The organism is Nocardia sp. NPDC004573 (genome assembly GCF_053602135.1).
On sequence record NZ_JBSGDA010000024.1, the window covers coordinates 92,994 to 107,032 of the forward strand.

The following is a 14,039-nucleotide window of genomic DNA, read 5'->3' on the forward strand; positions in this document are numbered from 1 at the left end:
CGGGCACTGAACATCTCAGCAGCCTGTTGCGGGGTCCAGCGCCCGCCGACACTCGGTAGCACAACGGATGAACGCGTGACAAACACGCCGACCGGACAGCACGCTCGGCCCGGTCTGCTTCTGCCGCCTCGCCGGGCACTGAACATCTCAGCAGCCTGTTGCGGGGTCCAGCGCCCGCCGACACTCGGTAGCACAACGGATGAACGCGTGACAAACACGCCGACCGGACCGCACGCTCGGTCTGCTTCTGCCGCAGACCGTTACGCGGCGATCAGTCATCTGTGTCCATTGGACCGGCCTGTCCGCACGAACGCGGCGACCGACTCGCCTGGCCCCCGAGTGCTCATCGTCCGAGGCCGGACGATCGCGCCAGGTGGCGGACCGGCACACCGCAGCCGAAGGATCGCGGCACCGCGGTCGGGAGCGCATTCCGGCTTGCATCCCGGACTCGGCGCTTCTGGGATCGAGACCGGCGCGAGCCGCTCGGCGGTTCCCGACGCCGCTCCGGCGATGATCCGACACCACCGTTTACGGTGTACGAGTGCCACTTTACGAATTCGAAGGCAAACGGCCGCAGGTCGATCCGACGGCGTTCGTCGCGCCGACCGCGACCCTGATCGGTGACGTCCGGGTCGAGGCGGGCGCCTCGATCTGGTACGGCGCGGTGCTGCGCGCGGACCTCGCGCCGATCGTCATCCGGGAACGCGCCAACATCCAGGACAACGCGGTGCTGCACGTGCCACCGGACGTGCCGATGGAGATCGGGCCCGGCGCGACGATCGCGCACAGCGTGGTCTTCCACGGCGCGGCGGTCGGCGCCGAGGCCATCGTCGGCAACGGGACCACGGTGCTGGACCTGGCCAAGATCGGCGCGGGCAGCATGATCGCCGCCCACTCGCTGGTGCCACCCGGGGCCGAGATTCCCGACGGCGTGCTCGCCGCCGGCTCCCCCGCCGAGGTGAAAAGGCCGATCGAGGGCACCCAGGCGCAGATGTGGGTGCAGCTCAACCCGGGCTTCTACGCCGAGCTGGCCCAGCGCCACCGCAAGGGCATCGCCGAGATCTGAGCGCTGTCAGCACAGCAGCGCGGTCACCTCGGCGTCTTCCAACTGGTGGAAGTCCCGGTACGCGCCGCCGACGCCGCCGAGCGAGCGCGGCACCCACGGGCAGACCGCCTCGTCGGCCTCCTCGGCGACCCGGCGCATCGCCTCCGTGGAGGAGACCGGGACGGCGACGACGACGCGCGCGGGCCGGTGCAGACGCGCGACCCGGCAGGCCACCACGACCGTGGCGCCGGTCGCCATGCCGTCGTCGACGATCACCACGGTGCGCCCTTCCAGCGGGATCGGCCGCGCCGAACCGCGCAACACCTGCCTGCGCCGCTCCAGCTCGGCGCGTTCACGCGCCTCGATCGAGTCGACTTTCTTCGGCGTCAATCCGGTGTGCGCCAGCACATCCGGATTCAGCACCCGAACCCCGTCCTCGCCGACGGCGCCCAGCGCCAGTTCGGGCTGCCAGGGCACGCCCAGTTTGCGGACCAGGAGGATGTCGAGGTCACCGCCGATCACCTCGCGCACCGCGGCGGCGACCGGCACTCCACCGCGCGGCAGTCCGAGCACCAGCGGATTCGCCGCGCGTAGGTGTTCCAGATGCGCACCCAGCGCGTGACCGGCCGAGGCCCGATCGGTGTAGACCATCGATTCCGAACGCTACTCCGGTCCGCGCTCGGTGATCGAGAATCGACGTAACGCGAGACTCGGGTTGGCGGTGCGCACCTCGCTCAGGTAGCCCAGGTCGATTCCGGCGGTCAGCACACCCGGCTCGTCGCCCAGTTCGGCGAGTACCGCGCCGGCCGGGTCCACGATCATCGACGCGCCCGCGCCCCGGGGAGCGGCCTGATCGGCGGCGGCGACGTAGACGGTGTTCTCGATGGCACGCGCCCGCACCAGCGTGGTCCACTGGTCGACCTTGGCCGGGCCGGGGATCCACTGGGCGGGCAGCAGCAGCACTTGCGCGCCTGCCGCTGCGACCCGGCGCACACCTTCCGGGAAGCGCAGATCGAAACAGGTCTGCATGCCGAATATCACATCGCCGACCGTGAAGGTCGCAGGGGCTTCGATCGCACCCGGCTCGACCACGTCGGATTCGAGGTGGCCGAAGGCGTCGTAGAGGTGGACCTTCCGATAGCGCGCGACGAGGGCCCCGTCGGGACCGAGCACGACCAGGGTGTTGCGGATGCGGTCGCCGCCGGGAGCGACTTGCTCCACCGTTCCGGCGACCAGGAACACGCCGAACTCGCGCGCGATCGCCCCGAGGCCGGTGACGAATGGGCCGGTCAGCGGCTCGGCGACGGCGACGACCCGCTCGTCGAGCCGGGTCACGGCAAACATCGAGTATTCCGGCGCGACGACCACCCGCGCACCGCGCTCGCGGGCCGTGCGGACGTGCTCGCGCACCGTCGCGAGGTTCGCCGCGGGGTCGGTCGAGGGGGCGAACTGGACGACCGCCACGTCCAGCCGATCCGGCGTCGAATCCCGATGCGCGGGCGAGTTGTCCAGTTGCATAGGTCTCACCGTATTGGGGCGGTGGCCGGGACGACCAGTACGAGGCAGTAAACTGCTGGTCAATGAGTACCAATCAGGTCGACAGCGTTTCTGGCGACGACGACAGGGACACCGACGGCCCGTCTTTCGCCGATCTGGGCATCGATGACCGCATTCTGGCGGCCATCGCCGATGTCGGTTACGAATCGCCGTCGCCTATCCAAGCCGCGACGATTCCCCCGTTGCTCTCCGGCGCCGACGTCGTCGGTCTCGCGCAGACCGGCACCGGCAAGACCGCCGCGTTCGCCATTCCGATCCTGATGGGGCTCGAAGCCACCGGCCGCACTCCGCGCGCCCTCGTGCTCGCCCCGACCCGAGAGCTCGCGATCCAGGTCGCCGAGGCGTTCGGCCGCTACGCCGCGCATATCCCGGGGCTGCACGTGCTGCCCATCTACGGCGGGCAGAGCTACGGCGTGCAGCTGTCGGGCCTGCGCCGCGGCGCGCACGTCGTGGTCGGCACTCCGGGCCGGGTGATCGATCACCTGGAGAAGGGCACGCTCGACCTGTCGCAGCTGCAGTACCTGGTGCTCGACGAGGCCGACGAGATGCTCAAGATGGGCTTCCAGGAGGACGTCGAGCGCATCCTCGCCGACACTCCGTCGGACAAGCAGGTGGCGCTGTTCTCCGCGACCATGCCCGCCGCGATCCGCAAGATCTCCAAGCAGTACCTGCACGATCCGGTGGAGATCACGGTCAAGGCCAAGACCTCGACGGCCACCAACATCTCCCAGCGCTGGGTGCTGGTCTCGCATCAGCGCAAGCTGGACGCGCTCACCCGGGTGCTGGAGGTGGAGTCGTTCGAGGCGATGATCATCTTCGTACGCACCAAACAGGCCACCGAGGAACTCGCCGAGAAGCTGCGCGCCAGGGGTTTCTCCGCCGCCGCGATCAACGGCGACATCGCGCAGAATCAGCGCGAACGCACCATCGGACAGCTCAAGTCCGGCGCCTTGGACATCCTGGTCGCCACCGACGTGGCCGCCCGAGGGCTGGACGTGGACCGCATCTCGCACGTGGTCAACTACGACATCCCGCACGACACCGAGTCCTACGTGCACCGCATCGGCCGCACCGGCCGGGCCGGACGCAGCGGCGAGGCGCTGCTGTTCGTCGCGCCGCGCGAGCGGCATCTGCTCAAGTCGATCGAGCGGGCCACCCGCCACCCGCTGACCGAGATGCAGCTGCCCAGCGTGGAGGACGTCAACGCCCAGCGCGTGACGAAGTTCGGCGACGCCATCACCGAGAACCTCACCTCGGCGAACCTGCCGCTGTTCCGCAAGCTGATCGAGGACTACGAGCGCGAGCACAACATCCCGCTGGCCGACATCGCCGCTGCGCTGGCGGTGGGCTCCTACGACGGCGACAACTTCTTCATGGAGCCCGAACCGGAGCCGGTGGAGCGCCCGCAGCGCGACCGGACCACGCGCGAGCGGCCTACCCGCCGCTTCGACGAGCCGGTCGGCGGTGCCCACCACCGTGCCACCGGAACCGAGCTGGCGACCTACCGGATCAGTGTGGGCAAGCGGCACCGCGTGGTGCCCGGCGCGATCGTCGGCGCCATCGCCAACGAAGGCGGCTTGCGCCGCAGCGACTTCGGGCACATCAGCATCCGTCCCGACCACAGCCTGGTGGAACTGCCCGCCCAGCTGCCGGAGGAGACGCTGGAGGCGTTGCGGCGCACCCGGATCAGTGGTGTGCTCATCCAGTTGCAACTGGATCAGGGCCCGCCGCAGACTCGCACGTTCAGCCGCGGCCATCGCCGGGAGCGCGAAGGCGGCAAGCGGCCGGAGCGCCGTAAGCCACGGTCCTGAGCCGGGGAGGGTAGGCCGAGGTCAGGCGCGCTAGCTACAGTGTTGCGGTCCGTGTGTAATTCGGCGCACGCCGGCAGCGGGTGTCCCGCGAAGACACAGGAGGGCCGCGTTTGTTCGTGTTCGGTGATCGTGTCGTCTGCACCACCGTCGATCTCGTCCGCGCGGCGCACTGCGAGTTCGCGCTGTTGCGCGCCCTCGACGCCGAAATCGGCACCATCCCGGCCGAACCCCGCAGCGCCGCACCGGGAGACGAGCCCGCGCCGGGAACCGATGACGTCCGGCAACGCCTGCTCGACGACTACCGCACGCGGTTCGGCGGCGCTGTGGTCGAGCTCGACCGGCCCCCGGACGATCCGAGCGATCCCGGCCGGTATGTCGCGGCACTGACCGCCGCGCACGCCGAAACGGTCACCGCTTTGCGCTCCGGCGCCCACGTGGTGCACGGCGCGGCCTTCTTCGACGGCCGATTCCACTGTGCCGCCGAGTTCCTGGTGCGGGCGGAACATCGGGTCCGCTACACCGTGCACGGCATCGCGCCCACGACGGCGGACCGGGTCGCCGCCGCGCTCGAGCTCGCCGCCTGCGCCGAAGCCCTCGACCGCTCGGGCGCGCTCACCGCGCCGCTGGTCCGGCTGCATCGGGGCGCGGAGAGCAGCGCCCGGGCGCTGAGCGAACTTCTTCCGTTGTATCGGGCGCGCAGGCGGCGGGTGGAACGGATCGTGGACGAGAAGCTCGGCGAACTGCTGCCCGTGCAGTGGGGCGATCCCCGCTATCCGGCCTGCGGCCGCTGCCGTACCTGCACCGACGCCCTGTCCGCCGCGCGTGACCTGCTGCTCGTGGCAGGCATGCCGTCCGCCGCCCGCGCCCGGCTGCGCGAAGCGGGGGTGACCACCATCGACCGGCTGGCCACCACCGATGCCGCGGTGCCCGGTGTGCCGCCGCGGACGGTCTCCGCGTTGCGCCGCCAGGCGGAAATCCAGTTGCGACGGGAGCTTTCGGGAACGCCCACGCACGCGCTGCTCGACGCGGCCGCGCTCGGGGCGCTGCCCGCGCCGTCCCCCGATGACCTCTCGCTCACCATCGCCGGCGGCGGCCGGGCTCCGCTCGTCGTGGAGATCGGCGGCCCGGACACGGTGCATCTCTCGCTGCGCGGGCCGAGCGGTTCGACCGACCCCCGGCATGCCGCGGCCGCGGAGCGCCGGGTGCTCGAGCAGGTGCTGGACTATCTGACCCAGCGTCGCCGGATCTCTCCGGACCTGCACGTGTACCACTACTCCGCCGCGGTGCGCACGGCGCTGCTGCGGTGCACCGGACGGCATGGCGTCAACGAGGAACTGGTGGACGGACTGCTGTGCGGGGGTGTTCTGGTCGATCTGTATCCGATCGTGCGCGGCGCGCTGCTCGTCGGCGAGTCGTCCTACCGGCTCAGCGGGTTGCGCCGACTGCTTCCCGGCCCGGCCGATACGTCCGACGAACCAGATTGCCGCACCGTGCTGCGGCTGCGCGATTGGCTGCTCGATCGTGCGGCCGAGCAGCGTGTCGCCCCGCGGGCCATGCCCGCCGAGGCCGGGCCCACCGCCGCGATCCCCGGCGCGGCCGCACCGCCGCCGTCGTCCCGGCCGTCATCCCTGGAGGCCGCGCTCGCGGAATACGCCGCCGCGCAGGGGGATCCGCTGCATCCCGCCGCGCTGACGGCCGCCGCGCTCGGCTACCACCGCCGCGAACGGCAGCCGTTGTGGTGGGCGCACGCCGACCGGCTCAGCCATCCGGTGGACGAATGGGCCGACGCGCCGGGAGTCCTGGTCGCCGACTGGGGCACGGTCGACACCAAGTGGCATCGCCGCCCCGATCGTCCGGCGATGCGGCGCTACCTGACCCTGACCGGGCGGATCGGCACCGGGTCGAGCGGCGCGCCGGGCGCGAGCGCGCTCACTCCCGGTACCACCGTCTACACCTTCTACGACCAGCCGATGCCGGCAGGCATGGTCACCGCTGCGGGCCGGCGGGCCACCGCGACGGCCACGGTTCTCGGCTGCTCGGTGGACGCCGAGTTCGACGACACCGTCCGGCTGGAGGAATCGCTGCCCGAGGGGTGCGAACCGTACGACGAATTGCCCTCGGCGATCGCGCCCGGGCTGCCGGAATGGGACGAGAACGCCGCATCGGCCATCGAGCTCGCGGCGCAGCAATTGCTGATGACCTTGCCGGACACGCCGCGCGCCGCCGTCTTCGACATCCTGGCGCGCCGCCCGCCCCGGCTGCACGGCGACGCCCGGTTGCCCGAGGTGCACGGCGACTACGCCGCGGCGATCACGGCCGCGCTGTGCGCCCTCGACCACTCCTACGTCGCCGTGCAGGGCCCACCGGGCACCGGGAAGACCGCGACCGCCGCCCGCGTGCTGGAGCGGCTCATCACGCGGAACAAGTGGCGGATCGGCGTCGTCGCGCACGAATCCGCCACCGTGGAGAACCTGCTCGACGCGGTCGTGCGGGCGGGCGTACTGCCGGAACTGGTCGCCAAGAAGGACGCGGCGACGGTCGCCCCGGAGTGGGTGGTGATCGACGCCGCCCGCTACCCGCGATTCCTGGACAACGCGATCAGCGGGTGCGTCCTGGGCGGCGGCCCGGCCGATTTCGCGGACGAGAATACGGTGCCGCGCGCGGGCCTGGACCTGCTCGTGATCGCCGACGCCGGCCGCTTCCCGCTGGCCGAGACCGTGTCCGTCGCGGCGAGCGCGCGCAATCTGCTGCTGCTCGGCGATCCGGTGGCCACGAGCGCCCGCGGCGCCCACCCGGCTCCGGTCGGTGAATCGGTGCTCGGCTGGCTGGCCGAGGGACGTCAGACGCTGCCCACCGAGCGCGGCTACTTCCTGGACCGCACCTGGCGGATGCACCCGGCGGTCTGCGCGCCGGTCTCCCGCCTGTACTACGACGGCCGGCTGCGGGCCAACGAGACGGTCACGCTGGCCCGGCGGCTGGACGGCGAGCAGCCCGGCGTCGACACCGTCCTGGTGGACCATTACGGCAACGCCACCACCTCGCCCGCCGAGGCGCGCGAGGTGGTGCGCCGGGTCCGCGCCCTACTCGGCATGTCCTGGACGATCGGCGCTACCACCCGCAGACTGCACCCGCACGACATCTTCGTGGTGGCGCCGTACGCGGCCCAGGTAGGGCGCATCCGGACGCTGCTGGCCCGCGCCAAGATCGAAGACGTCCTGGTGGGCACCCCGGATCGCTTCCGCGGCCGGGAGGCGGCCGTGGTGTTGCTGTCCATGACGACCTCGAGCCCCGCCGACGCTCCTTACGGCATGCCGTCACTGCTGTCGCGCGGCCTGGTGCACGCCCTGTGCCGCGCCATGTGGAAGGCGATCGTGATCCGCTCACCACTGCTCACCGAATATCTGCCCGCGACCACGGACGAACTCGCCGATCTCGGCGCGTTCCTGCGGCTGACCGACGCCGGTCAGCCGAAGCAGACGCCCTCGCCGCGATAGGTCGGCACGCCGACGCGGGAACCGTCCTCGTCGACCAAATGCACGGTGTCGAACCGCTCGCACAATTCGCCTGCCTTCGCGTGCCGGAACCACACCCGGTCGCCGACCCCGAGTTCCGCGCCGCCCGACAGGGGGGTCTGCACTTCGCCCGCGCCCTCGGTGCCGAGCAGCTTCAGCCCGCGCGGCCACACCGGCTTGGGTACCCGCGACGCTCCGGTGGGGCCGGACGCGATGTAGCCGCCCGCGAAGACGGTGGCGATATCGGACGCGGGCCTGCGCAGCACAGGCATCGCGAAATACAGCGCGGGCCGCGGGGTGAACGACCGGTAGCCGTCGAACAGCGTGGGCACGTAGAGACCGGACCCCGCGGTCACCTCGGTGACGTCCGAATCGGCGACGCTGACCTCGATGGATCCGCTGCCGCCGCTGTTGACGATCGCCAGCTTGCCGGTCACGGACCGGACCGCGTCGAGCACCTCGGCCCGGCGCTTGCGGATCTCCGCCGCGGACGCCCGCTTCACCAAGCGCACCGCGAGGTTGGTGTCCGGCAGTCCCGCGATCTGCGCCTCGTAGGTCATCACGCCCACCACGTCGAAACCACGCCGCACGGACTCGCCCGCCAGGGCAGCGGCCTCCTGCGGCGTGCGTATCGGCGAGCGGCGCACACCGAGGTGCAGCGGGCCGATGCGCAGCGACGCGTCCACGTCCAGGCAGACCCGTGGCCGCACCCGCTCGGTGCCGACGGCGGCGCGGATCAAGTCGAGTTGCGCGGCATCGTCGATCATCAGCGTGATCGATCGCAGGGCGATGTCGTCGCCGCCCAGTTCCGCCAGCGCCGCGCGGTCCACGCTGGGATAGCCGAGCAGCACGTCGCGCGCCCCGTGGCGCACGAGCCAGAGGGCTTCCCGCAGGGAGTAGGACATGATGCCGGCGAAACCGCCGGAGGCGGTGAGATCGGCGCCGAGGACTTCGGCGAGCACGGCGCGGCAGCGCACGGATTTGCTGGCCACACGCACCGGAGTGCCTGCGGCGCGGCGCACCAGATCGGCGGCGTTCGCGCGCACAGTGGGCAGGTGGAGGGCGGCCAGCGGCGGGTCCAAGTCGGCGGTGGCCGCGTGCAGCCCCGCGATCGGCGACGTCTCGGTCACCAGGACAACTCAACCACCAAGTTGGTCAAACGTCCAGTATTTGTCAGATCTCCGCGGCCTTGGCGGCCAGTCCGCTGACCATCTCGTCGAGCACCACCAGCATGGTCTCGTCGTTGCAATCGGCCAGCCAGCGCAGCACCGTGCCTTGCACGATCGAGACGACGTTGCAGGCGATCGCCTCCACCGGCTCCAGCCACTGCGTCCCCGATCGCTCGGCGCACAGCTTCAGGAACGCGGTGACCTCCGCGTCCTTCTCACGGTAGAACTCCGTCGCGATCGGATCGGGGAAGCAGCCGCTGCTGACCTCCCAGCGGGCGCGCAGCGCCTCCAAGGTCATCTCGTACGATCTGATCTGCTTACCCGGGGTGGCCTTGACCAGCGGCCAGTAGGCACTGACCCCGGCGTGCAGCAACACCCGCAGCGCGCGCAGGCCCTTGTAGTCGAGCGTGGCGGCCGCCGCTTCGACCGCGTCCGTGACGGCGGGTCGTAGCCGGATCTCTGTTATCACTTCTCCACGTGCGCTCAACGACGACTCCCTCGGCGAAAGAACTCGCGCACCTCCGATGGCGCGACTCGCTGAACAGGGCGGGCAACATCGGGAAACACCTCGGCTGCCCGGTCCAACGTTAATCAATGGTAGAGCGTTTTCAGGGTTTGAGAACGGGTTCGATGGGTAATTCCAGACTGAAAGAATGTTTTGTTACCCAACCGGGACCGGTATGCGATCCTGCCGTGTCGTCCGGAAAATCCCGCTATGACGGTGGATCTCGGCGTCCCGTCACCGCTCGGCAGACCATGGACAACGGTACGGTCCAGGCGGTCGGCAACCCAAATCCTGTGGCAAATACCACAGTGAAACCGCCCAAAGCGGTCAGCCTATCGTGTGAGGTCCGATCCACTATCGACACCTCTTCGTTCCGCGCGGCGGATAGCCTGGATCGGTGACTCTCTCGCCCCCCGCCGACCAGTACTTTCTCTCCGGCACGTTCAACTTCCGCGACACCGGCGGGCTGCGCACCGACGACGGCGCCAAGGTGCGTCCCGGCGTCCTGCTGCGCTCGGCTCAGCTCAGCGGCCTGGATGACGCGGGCCATGCCGCGCTGCGCGAACTGGGCGTCAGCGCGGTCCACGACCTGCGCGGACAACGCGAGATCGACCACATCGGCGCCGACCGGCTGCCCGCGGACGTCCGGCTGACCATCACGCCGTTCGACTCCAGGATGGCCGAGGCCCCGCCGCACGAGGCGACCGCGCGGACCGCCTACGCGCACATGCTCGAGGTCTACCGGATGTTCCCGGCGCTGCCGGAGGCGCACGCCGCCATCGCTTCGCTCGCCGAGTCCGTCCTGCAGGGCGAAGGCGCCGTGCTGGTGCACTGCGCGGCGGGCAAGGACCGCACCGGCTGGGCCGTCGCGACGCTGCTGCGCGCGGTGGGCGTCATCGAGGCCGACGTCCAGGCCGACTACCTGCTCAGCAACGGCGCCGTCCCGGCGCTGCGCGCTCTCATGACGACGAAACTCCTGGCTGGGGAAGAACTCTCGATCGACCTGCTCGGCGTGCGCGACGAATACCTGGACATCGCCACCGCGTCGATGCGCGAGCTGCACGGCGGTCTGGACGGCTATCTCGCCGCCATCGGGCTGACGCCCGCTCTCCTCGCGCGGCTGCGCGAACGAATGCTGGAGTGAGCCCGCGTCATTCGGCGGGAACCGCGCCCCTGCGCACCAAACCGTCGGCGTCGATCGTCACCTGGTCGCCGGTGTGGAACCACGTTCCGGTGAATCGCGCCGCGGTCGTGGTGGGGTCGTTCCAGTAGCGCGGAGTGACATTCGGCCCGCGACACAGCAACTCGCCGTGCCCCGCCCGCGCGCGCGGGCCCCACAGCGCCAATTCCGTTCCGCCGAACGGAAAACCGAGCACCGCGGCCGCGTCGGACGAGTCCGCCCGCTCGGCGTCGTCTACCGCCAGGCCGATCCCGCTGGTCTCGGTCGCGCCCCACACCGACCATTGCCGGGCGGCGGGGAACACGCCGCGCAGTTCGGCCGTGAGGTCGACCGGAGCGACCGGCGACGCGGCGCGCTCGGCCCGATGACCGGCCTTGCTGATCCGCGCGATGCCCTCGGTGCACAGCCCCTCGGCGCGCAGTTGCGCGAGCTCGGGCAGCAGGCCCGCGAAGATCCGCGGAGTCGCGGAGACCATGTCGATCCGCTCGGTGGTGATGGCCTCGGCCATGCCGTGGATGTCCCGGGTGAGGACCACGGTGCCGCCGACGGCGAAGGTCGGCAACAGCTGGTCCACGCAGCCGCTGGCGTGCGCCAACGGCAGCAGCACCAGGTTGCGCAGGCCGTCGGTCGGCAGGTCGAGCGCCGCGACCACCGAGCGCACGGCGGAGAGCAGATTCTCGTTGGTCAGCTCCACCCCCTTGGGCGTGCACGTCCCGCTCGTGTAGGACAGCAGCGCCAGGTCGCCCAGCGCCGCTCCGTCATCGATGTAGGCGGCGCCGTCGGGCAGCTCGGTCTCCGCGCCCTGATGGCCGAGCACGAAATCGGCACGGCTGTCGGCGATCACGCGCTCGGCCACCGCCTCGGGCAGGCCGTCGTGCACCAGCACCGGGACCGCGCCGCTGAGCAAGGCGCCGAGGAATGCCTGCACCCACCGGACGCCGGAGGGCATGTGGACGGCGACCCGGTCGCCGTATCCGATCCCGTGCTCCTGCAAGCCGCCCGCGATCCGCGAGGCCGAGTGCCACAACTCCCGGTAGGTCAGGCGCGGGCCGCCGATCTCGACGACGGCTTCGCGGGTACCGAACGCGTGCACTTGCAGATCCAGGAGTTCGGTCAGGGCGGGCGTCAGGTTTCCGTAGCGCAGCACTCCGTCGGCGCCCCGGGCTAGCGGGTTGTCCCAGGCGTGCGGGCCGGTGAGGGGATATTCGACGAGCAACTGCGACATTCGTCCTCCGCGTGCCTCGAGGTATCAGGCACTGCGACTATATGACGCATGTCACAACTTCGCTGGAATAGGCGATGAACGTGTCCCAGCTGTCACCGGCCCGCGTAGCGAGCCTTCCCCGGACCCTGCTCGAGGAAACTGCGCACCCCGCCCTTCAGGTCCTCGGTGTCGAACAACATCCCGGACACCTCGGGCGTCACCGAATCCGCATGTGCCACACCACCGGAACGCCAGGCCTCGATGATCTTCTTGGTCGCCGCGTTGGCCTTCGTGGGGCCCTCGGCCAGCCGGTGGGTCAGCGCGCGCGCCGCGGCGTCGATGTCCTCGTGCACGGCGTTGACCACGCCCCACTCGGCCATGGTCGCCGCGTCGTAGAGGTCGCCGGTCATCACGAACTCGCGGGCCCGGCCCGAGCCCGCGCGTTCGGCCAGACGCTGCGGACCGCCCATCGACGGGGTCAACCCGACCACGATCTCCACCAACCCGAACTTCGCCTTCGGCGCCGCGAGCAGGATGTCGCAGGCGAGGGCGATCTCGAAGGCGGCGGTCAGGGTCAACCCGTGCGCGGCGAACACCACCGGGCACGGCAGCGCCTCCAGCGGGTGGATGATCTGCGCGAACAACTTGCGCCACAATTCGGCGCCCTGCTCCGGGGTCAGGCCGTCGAAGACGTGCACGTCGACGCCGCCGGACACCACTTTGCCCTCGGCGCGCAGCAGCAGGGCGCGCGGCGGCCGCGCCGACAGCTCGGCGACGTCGGCGATCAGGGCGTCCAGCATCGACCGATCGAAGAGGTTGAGCGGCGGGTGGGCGAGCGTGAGGGTCGCCACCTCCGCCCCGCCGTCGGTGAAGTCGCGTTCCAGGCGGGTGGCCTTCGTTTCACTCATCCGGTCAGCGTACGAGGTCGATCTGGAAGACTGTCGCTGTGACCAAGTCGGCCAGTGCAAGCGGTTCCTACGTCGAGCCCGGCGAGTTCAAGAGGGACACGAACTACATCACCACCCGGATCACGGCCGACGGCCGCGACGGCTACCCGGTCGAACCGGGGCGCTATCGCCTGGTCGCGGCCCGCGCCTGCCCGTGGGCCAACCGGACGCTGATCGTGCGTCGTCTGCTCGGGCTCGAACCGGTGCTCTCACTCGGCCTGTGCGGACCCACGCACGACAAGCTCAGCTGGACCTTCGATCTGGACCCCGGCGGCGTCGACCCGGTGCTCGGCATCCCCCGGCTGCGCGACGCCTACCTGGCCCGATTCCCGGACTACCCGCGGGGCATCACCGTGCCCGCCGTCGTGGACGTGCCCACCGGGCAGGTCGTCACCAACGACTACGCGCAGATCACCCTCGACTTCTCCACCGAATGGACCGCGCATCACCGGCCCGGCGCGCCACAGCTGTACCCCGAGCCGCTGCGCGCGGAGATCGACGAGGTGAACCTCGCGGTGTTCCGCGACGTCAACAACGGCGTGTACCGCTGCGGGTTCGCCGGGGCGCAGGACGCCTACGACGCCGCCTACGACCGGCTCTTCCGCCGCTTGGACTGGCTGTCCGAACGCCTTGCCGCGCAACGGTATCTGGTCGGCGACACCATCACCGAGGCCGACGTGCGGCTGTTCACCACGCTGGTCCGGTTCGACGCGGTGTACCACGGCCACTTCAAGTGCAACCGGTCCAAGCTCAGCGAGATGCCGGTGCTGTGGGCGTACGCGCGCGATCTGTACCAGACCCCCGGGTTCGGCGACACCATCGACTTCGGGCAGATCAAGACGCACTACTACGTCGTGCACCGGGACATCAATCCCACCGGGATAGTTCCCAAGGGCCCCGATCTGTCGAATTGGCTGACCCCGCACGGCCGGGAGGCGCTGGGCGGCATGCCGTTCGGCGACGGAACCCCGCCGCCCCCGCCGCCGCTGGGCGAACGCGTGCCCGCCATCCACACCCCCGAGTAGGGCGCGCCCGTCCGAGTCGAAAGCCGGGCAGCCGCCGGTGGAACCGATGCGGCTGGGTACTTCGTTGTCATGACGAGCTGACGG

Annotated in this window: 11 protein-coding genes; 5 read left to right on the forward strand and 6 right to left on the reverse strand. The window is 70.6% G+C overall.

The genetic code is table 11. The annotated features are described in order from the left end of the window. The first annotated feature begins 541 nt into the window (after window positions 1-541). Complete coding sequence (locus ACWEKR_RS28805; protein WP_043731092.1) at window positions 542-1,066, forward strand: gamma carbonic anhydrase family protein; 525 nt, start codon at window positions 542-544, stop codon at window positions 1,064-1,066. A 6-nt stretch (window positions 1,067-1,072) separates the two neighbouring features. Here the strand turns inward: ACWEKR_RS28805 and ACWEKR_RS28810 are convergent, their stop codons facing one another. Together ACWEKR_RS28810 and ACWEKR_RS28815 are read right to left on the reverse strand one after the other, a co-directional pair. Next, window positions 1,073-1,696: a phosphoribosyltransferase gene (locus ACWEKR_RS28810; RefSeq protein WP_452357108.1), complete on the reverse strand. Its 624-nt coding sequence runs from the start codon at window positions 1,694-1,696 to the stop codon at window positions 1,073-1,075. Between the two features lie 12 nt (window positions 1,697-1,708). Further along, on the reverse strand, window positions 1,709-2,563 hold the full coding sequence (locus tag ACWEKR_RS28815) for a carbon-nitrogen hydrolase family protein (RefSeq protein ID WP_452357109.1): 855 nt from the start codon (window positions 2,561-2,563) through the stop codon (window positions 1,709-1,711). A gap of 62 nt (window positions 2,564-2,625) precedes the next feature. On the opposite strand from ACWEKR_RS28815, the gene ACWEKR_RS28820 reads away from it, so the two are divergent. Both ACWEKR_RS28820 and ACWEKR_RS28825 read left to right on the forward strand, forming a co-directional pair. Continuing rightward, the gene (locus ACWEKR_RS28820) at window positions 2,626-4,413 is read left to right on the forward strand and encodes a DEAD/DEAH box helicase (protein ID WP_452357110.1); all 1,788 of its coding nucleotides are present in this window, start codon (window positions 2,626-2,628) and stop codon (window positions 4,411-4,413) included. Window positions 4,414-4,529: 116 nt separating this feature from the next. Then, window positions 4,530-7,907: an AAA domain-containing protein gene (locus tag ACWEKR_RS28825; protein ID WP_452357129.1), complete on the forward strand. Its 3,378-nt coding sequence runs from the start codon at window positions 4,530-4,532 to the stop codon at window positions 7,905-7,907. Here ACWEKR_RS28825 and ACWEKR_RS28830 read toward each other — a convergent pair. Together ACWEKR_RS28830 and ACWEKR_RS28835 are read right to left on the reverse strand one after the other, a co-directional pair. Next, window positions 7,877-9,055, reverse strand: coding sequence for an amino acid deaminase/aldolase (locus tag ACWEKR_RS28830; protein WP_452357111.1), 1,179 nt, complete (start codon window positions 9,053-9,055; stop codon window positions 7,877-7,879). The two genes, ACWEKR_RS28825 and ACWEKR_RS28830, sit on opposite strands and share 31 nt — an antisense overlap. 43 nt (window positions 9,056-9,098) lie before the next feature. Then, window positions 9,099-9,581, reverse strand: a complete 483-nt coding sequence (locus ACWEKR_RS28835) for a TetR family transcriptional regulator (RefSeq protein WP_452357112.1) — start codon at window positions 9,579-9,581, stop codon at window positions 9,099-9,101. Window positions 9,582-9,996: 415 nt separating this feature from the next. Here ACWEKR_RS28835 and ACWEKR_RS28840 point away from each other — a divergent pair, with 415 nt between their 5' ends. Beyond that, the gene (locus tag ACWEKR_RS28840) at window positions 9,997-10,743 is read left to right on the forward strand and encodes a tyrosine-protein phosphatase (RefSeq protein WP_452357113.1); all 747 of its coding nucleotides are present in this window, start codon (window positions 9,997-9,999) and stop codon (window positions 10,741-10,743) included. 7 nt (window positions 10,744-10,750) lie between these two features. On the opposite strand, the gene ACWEKR_RS28845 is transcribed toward ACWEKR_RS28840, so the two are convergent. After that, window positions 10,751-12,004, reverse strand: coding sequence for a class I adenylate-forming enzyme family protein (locus ACWEKR_RS28845; protein WP_452357114.1), 1,254 nt, complete (start codon window positions 12,002-12,004; stop codon window positions 10,751-10,753). A gap of 92 nt (window positions 12,005-12,096) precedes the next feature. Further along, window positions 12,097-12,891, reverse strand: a complete 795-nt coding sequence (locus tag ACWEKR_RS28850) for an enoyl-CoA hydratase/isomerase family protein (RefSeq protein WP_452357115.1) — start codon at window positions 12,889-12,891, stop codon at window positions 12,097-12,099. Between the two features lie 38 nt (window positions 12,892-12,929). Between ACWEKR_RS28850 and ACWEKR_RS28855 the strand changes: the two genes are divergently transcribed. Next, window positions 12,930-13,955: a glutathione S-transferase family protein gene (locus tag ACWEKR_RS28855; RefSeq protein WP_452357116.1), complete on the forward strand. Its 1,026-nt coding sequence runs from the start codon at window positions 12,930-12,932 to the stop codon at window positions 13,953-13,955. Window positions 13,956-14,039: the final 84 nt, after the last annotated feature.

Coding starts and splice junctions, on each gene's coding strand:
- ACWEKR_RS28845 (WP_452357114.1), bottom strand. CDS start 12,004: ATGTCGCAGTTGCTCGTCGAATATCCCCTCACCGGCCCGCACGCCTGG.
- ACWEKR_RS28850 (WP_452357115.1), bottom strand. CDS start 12,891: ATGAGTGAAACGAAGGCCACCCGCCTGGAACGCGACTTCACCGACGGC.
- ACWEKR_RS28815 (WP_452357109.1), bottom strand. CDS start 2,563: ATGCAACTGGACAACTCGCCCGCGCATCGGGATTCGACGCCGGATCGG.
- ACWEKR_RS28820 (WP_452357110.1), top strand. CDS start 2,626: ATGAGTACCAATCAGGTCGACAGCGTTTCTGGCGACGACGACAGGGAC.
- ACWEKR_RS28810 (WP_452357108.1), bottom strand. CDS start 1,696: ATGGTCTACACCGATCGGGCCTCGGCCGGTCACGCGCTGGGTGCGCAT.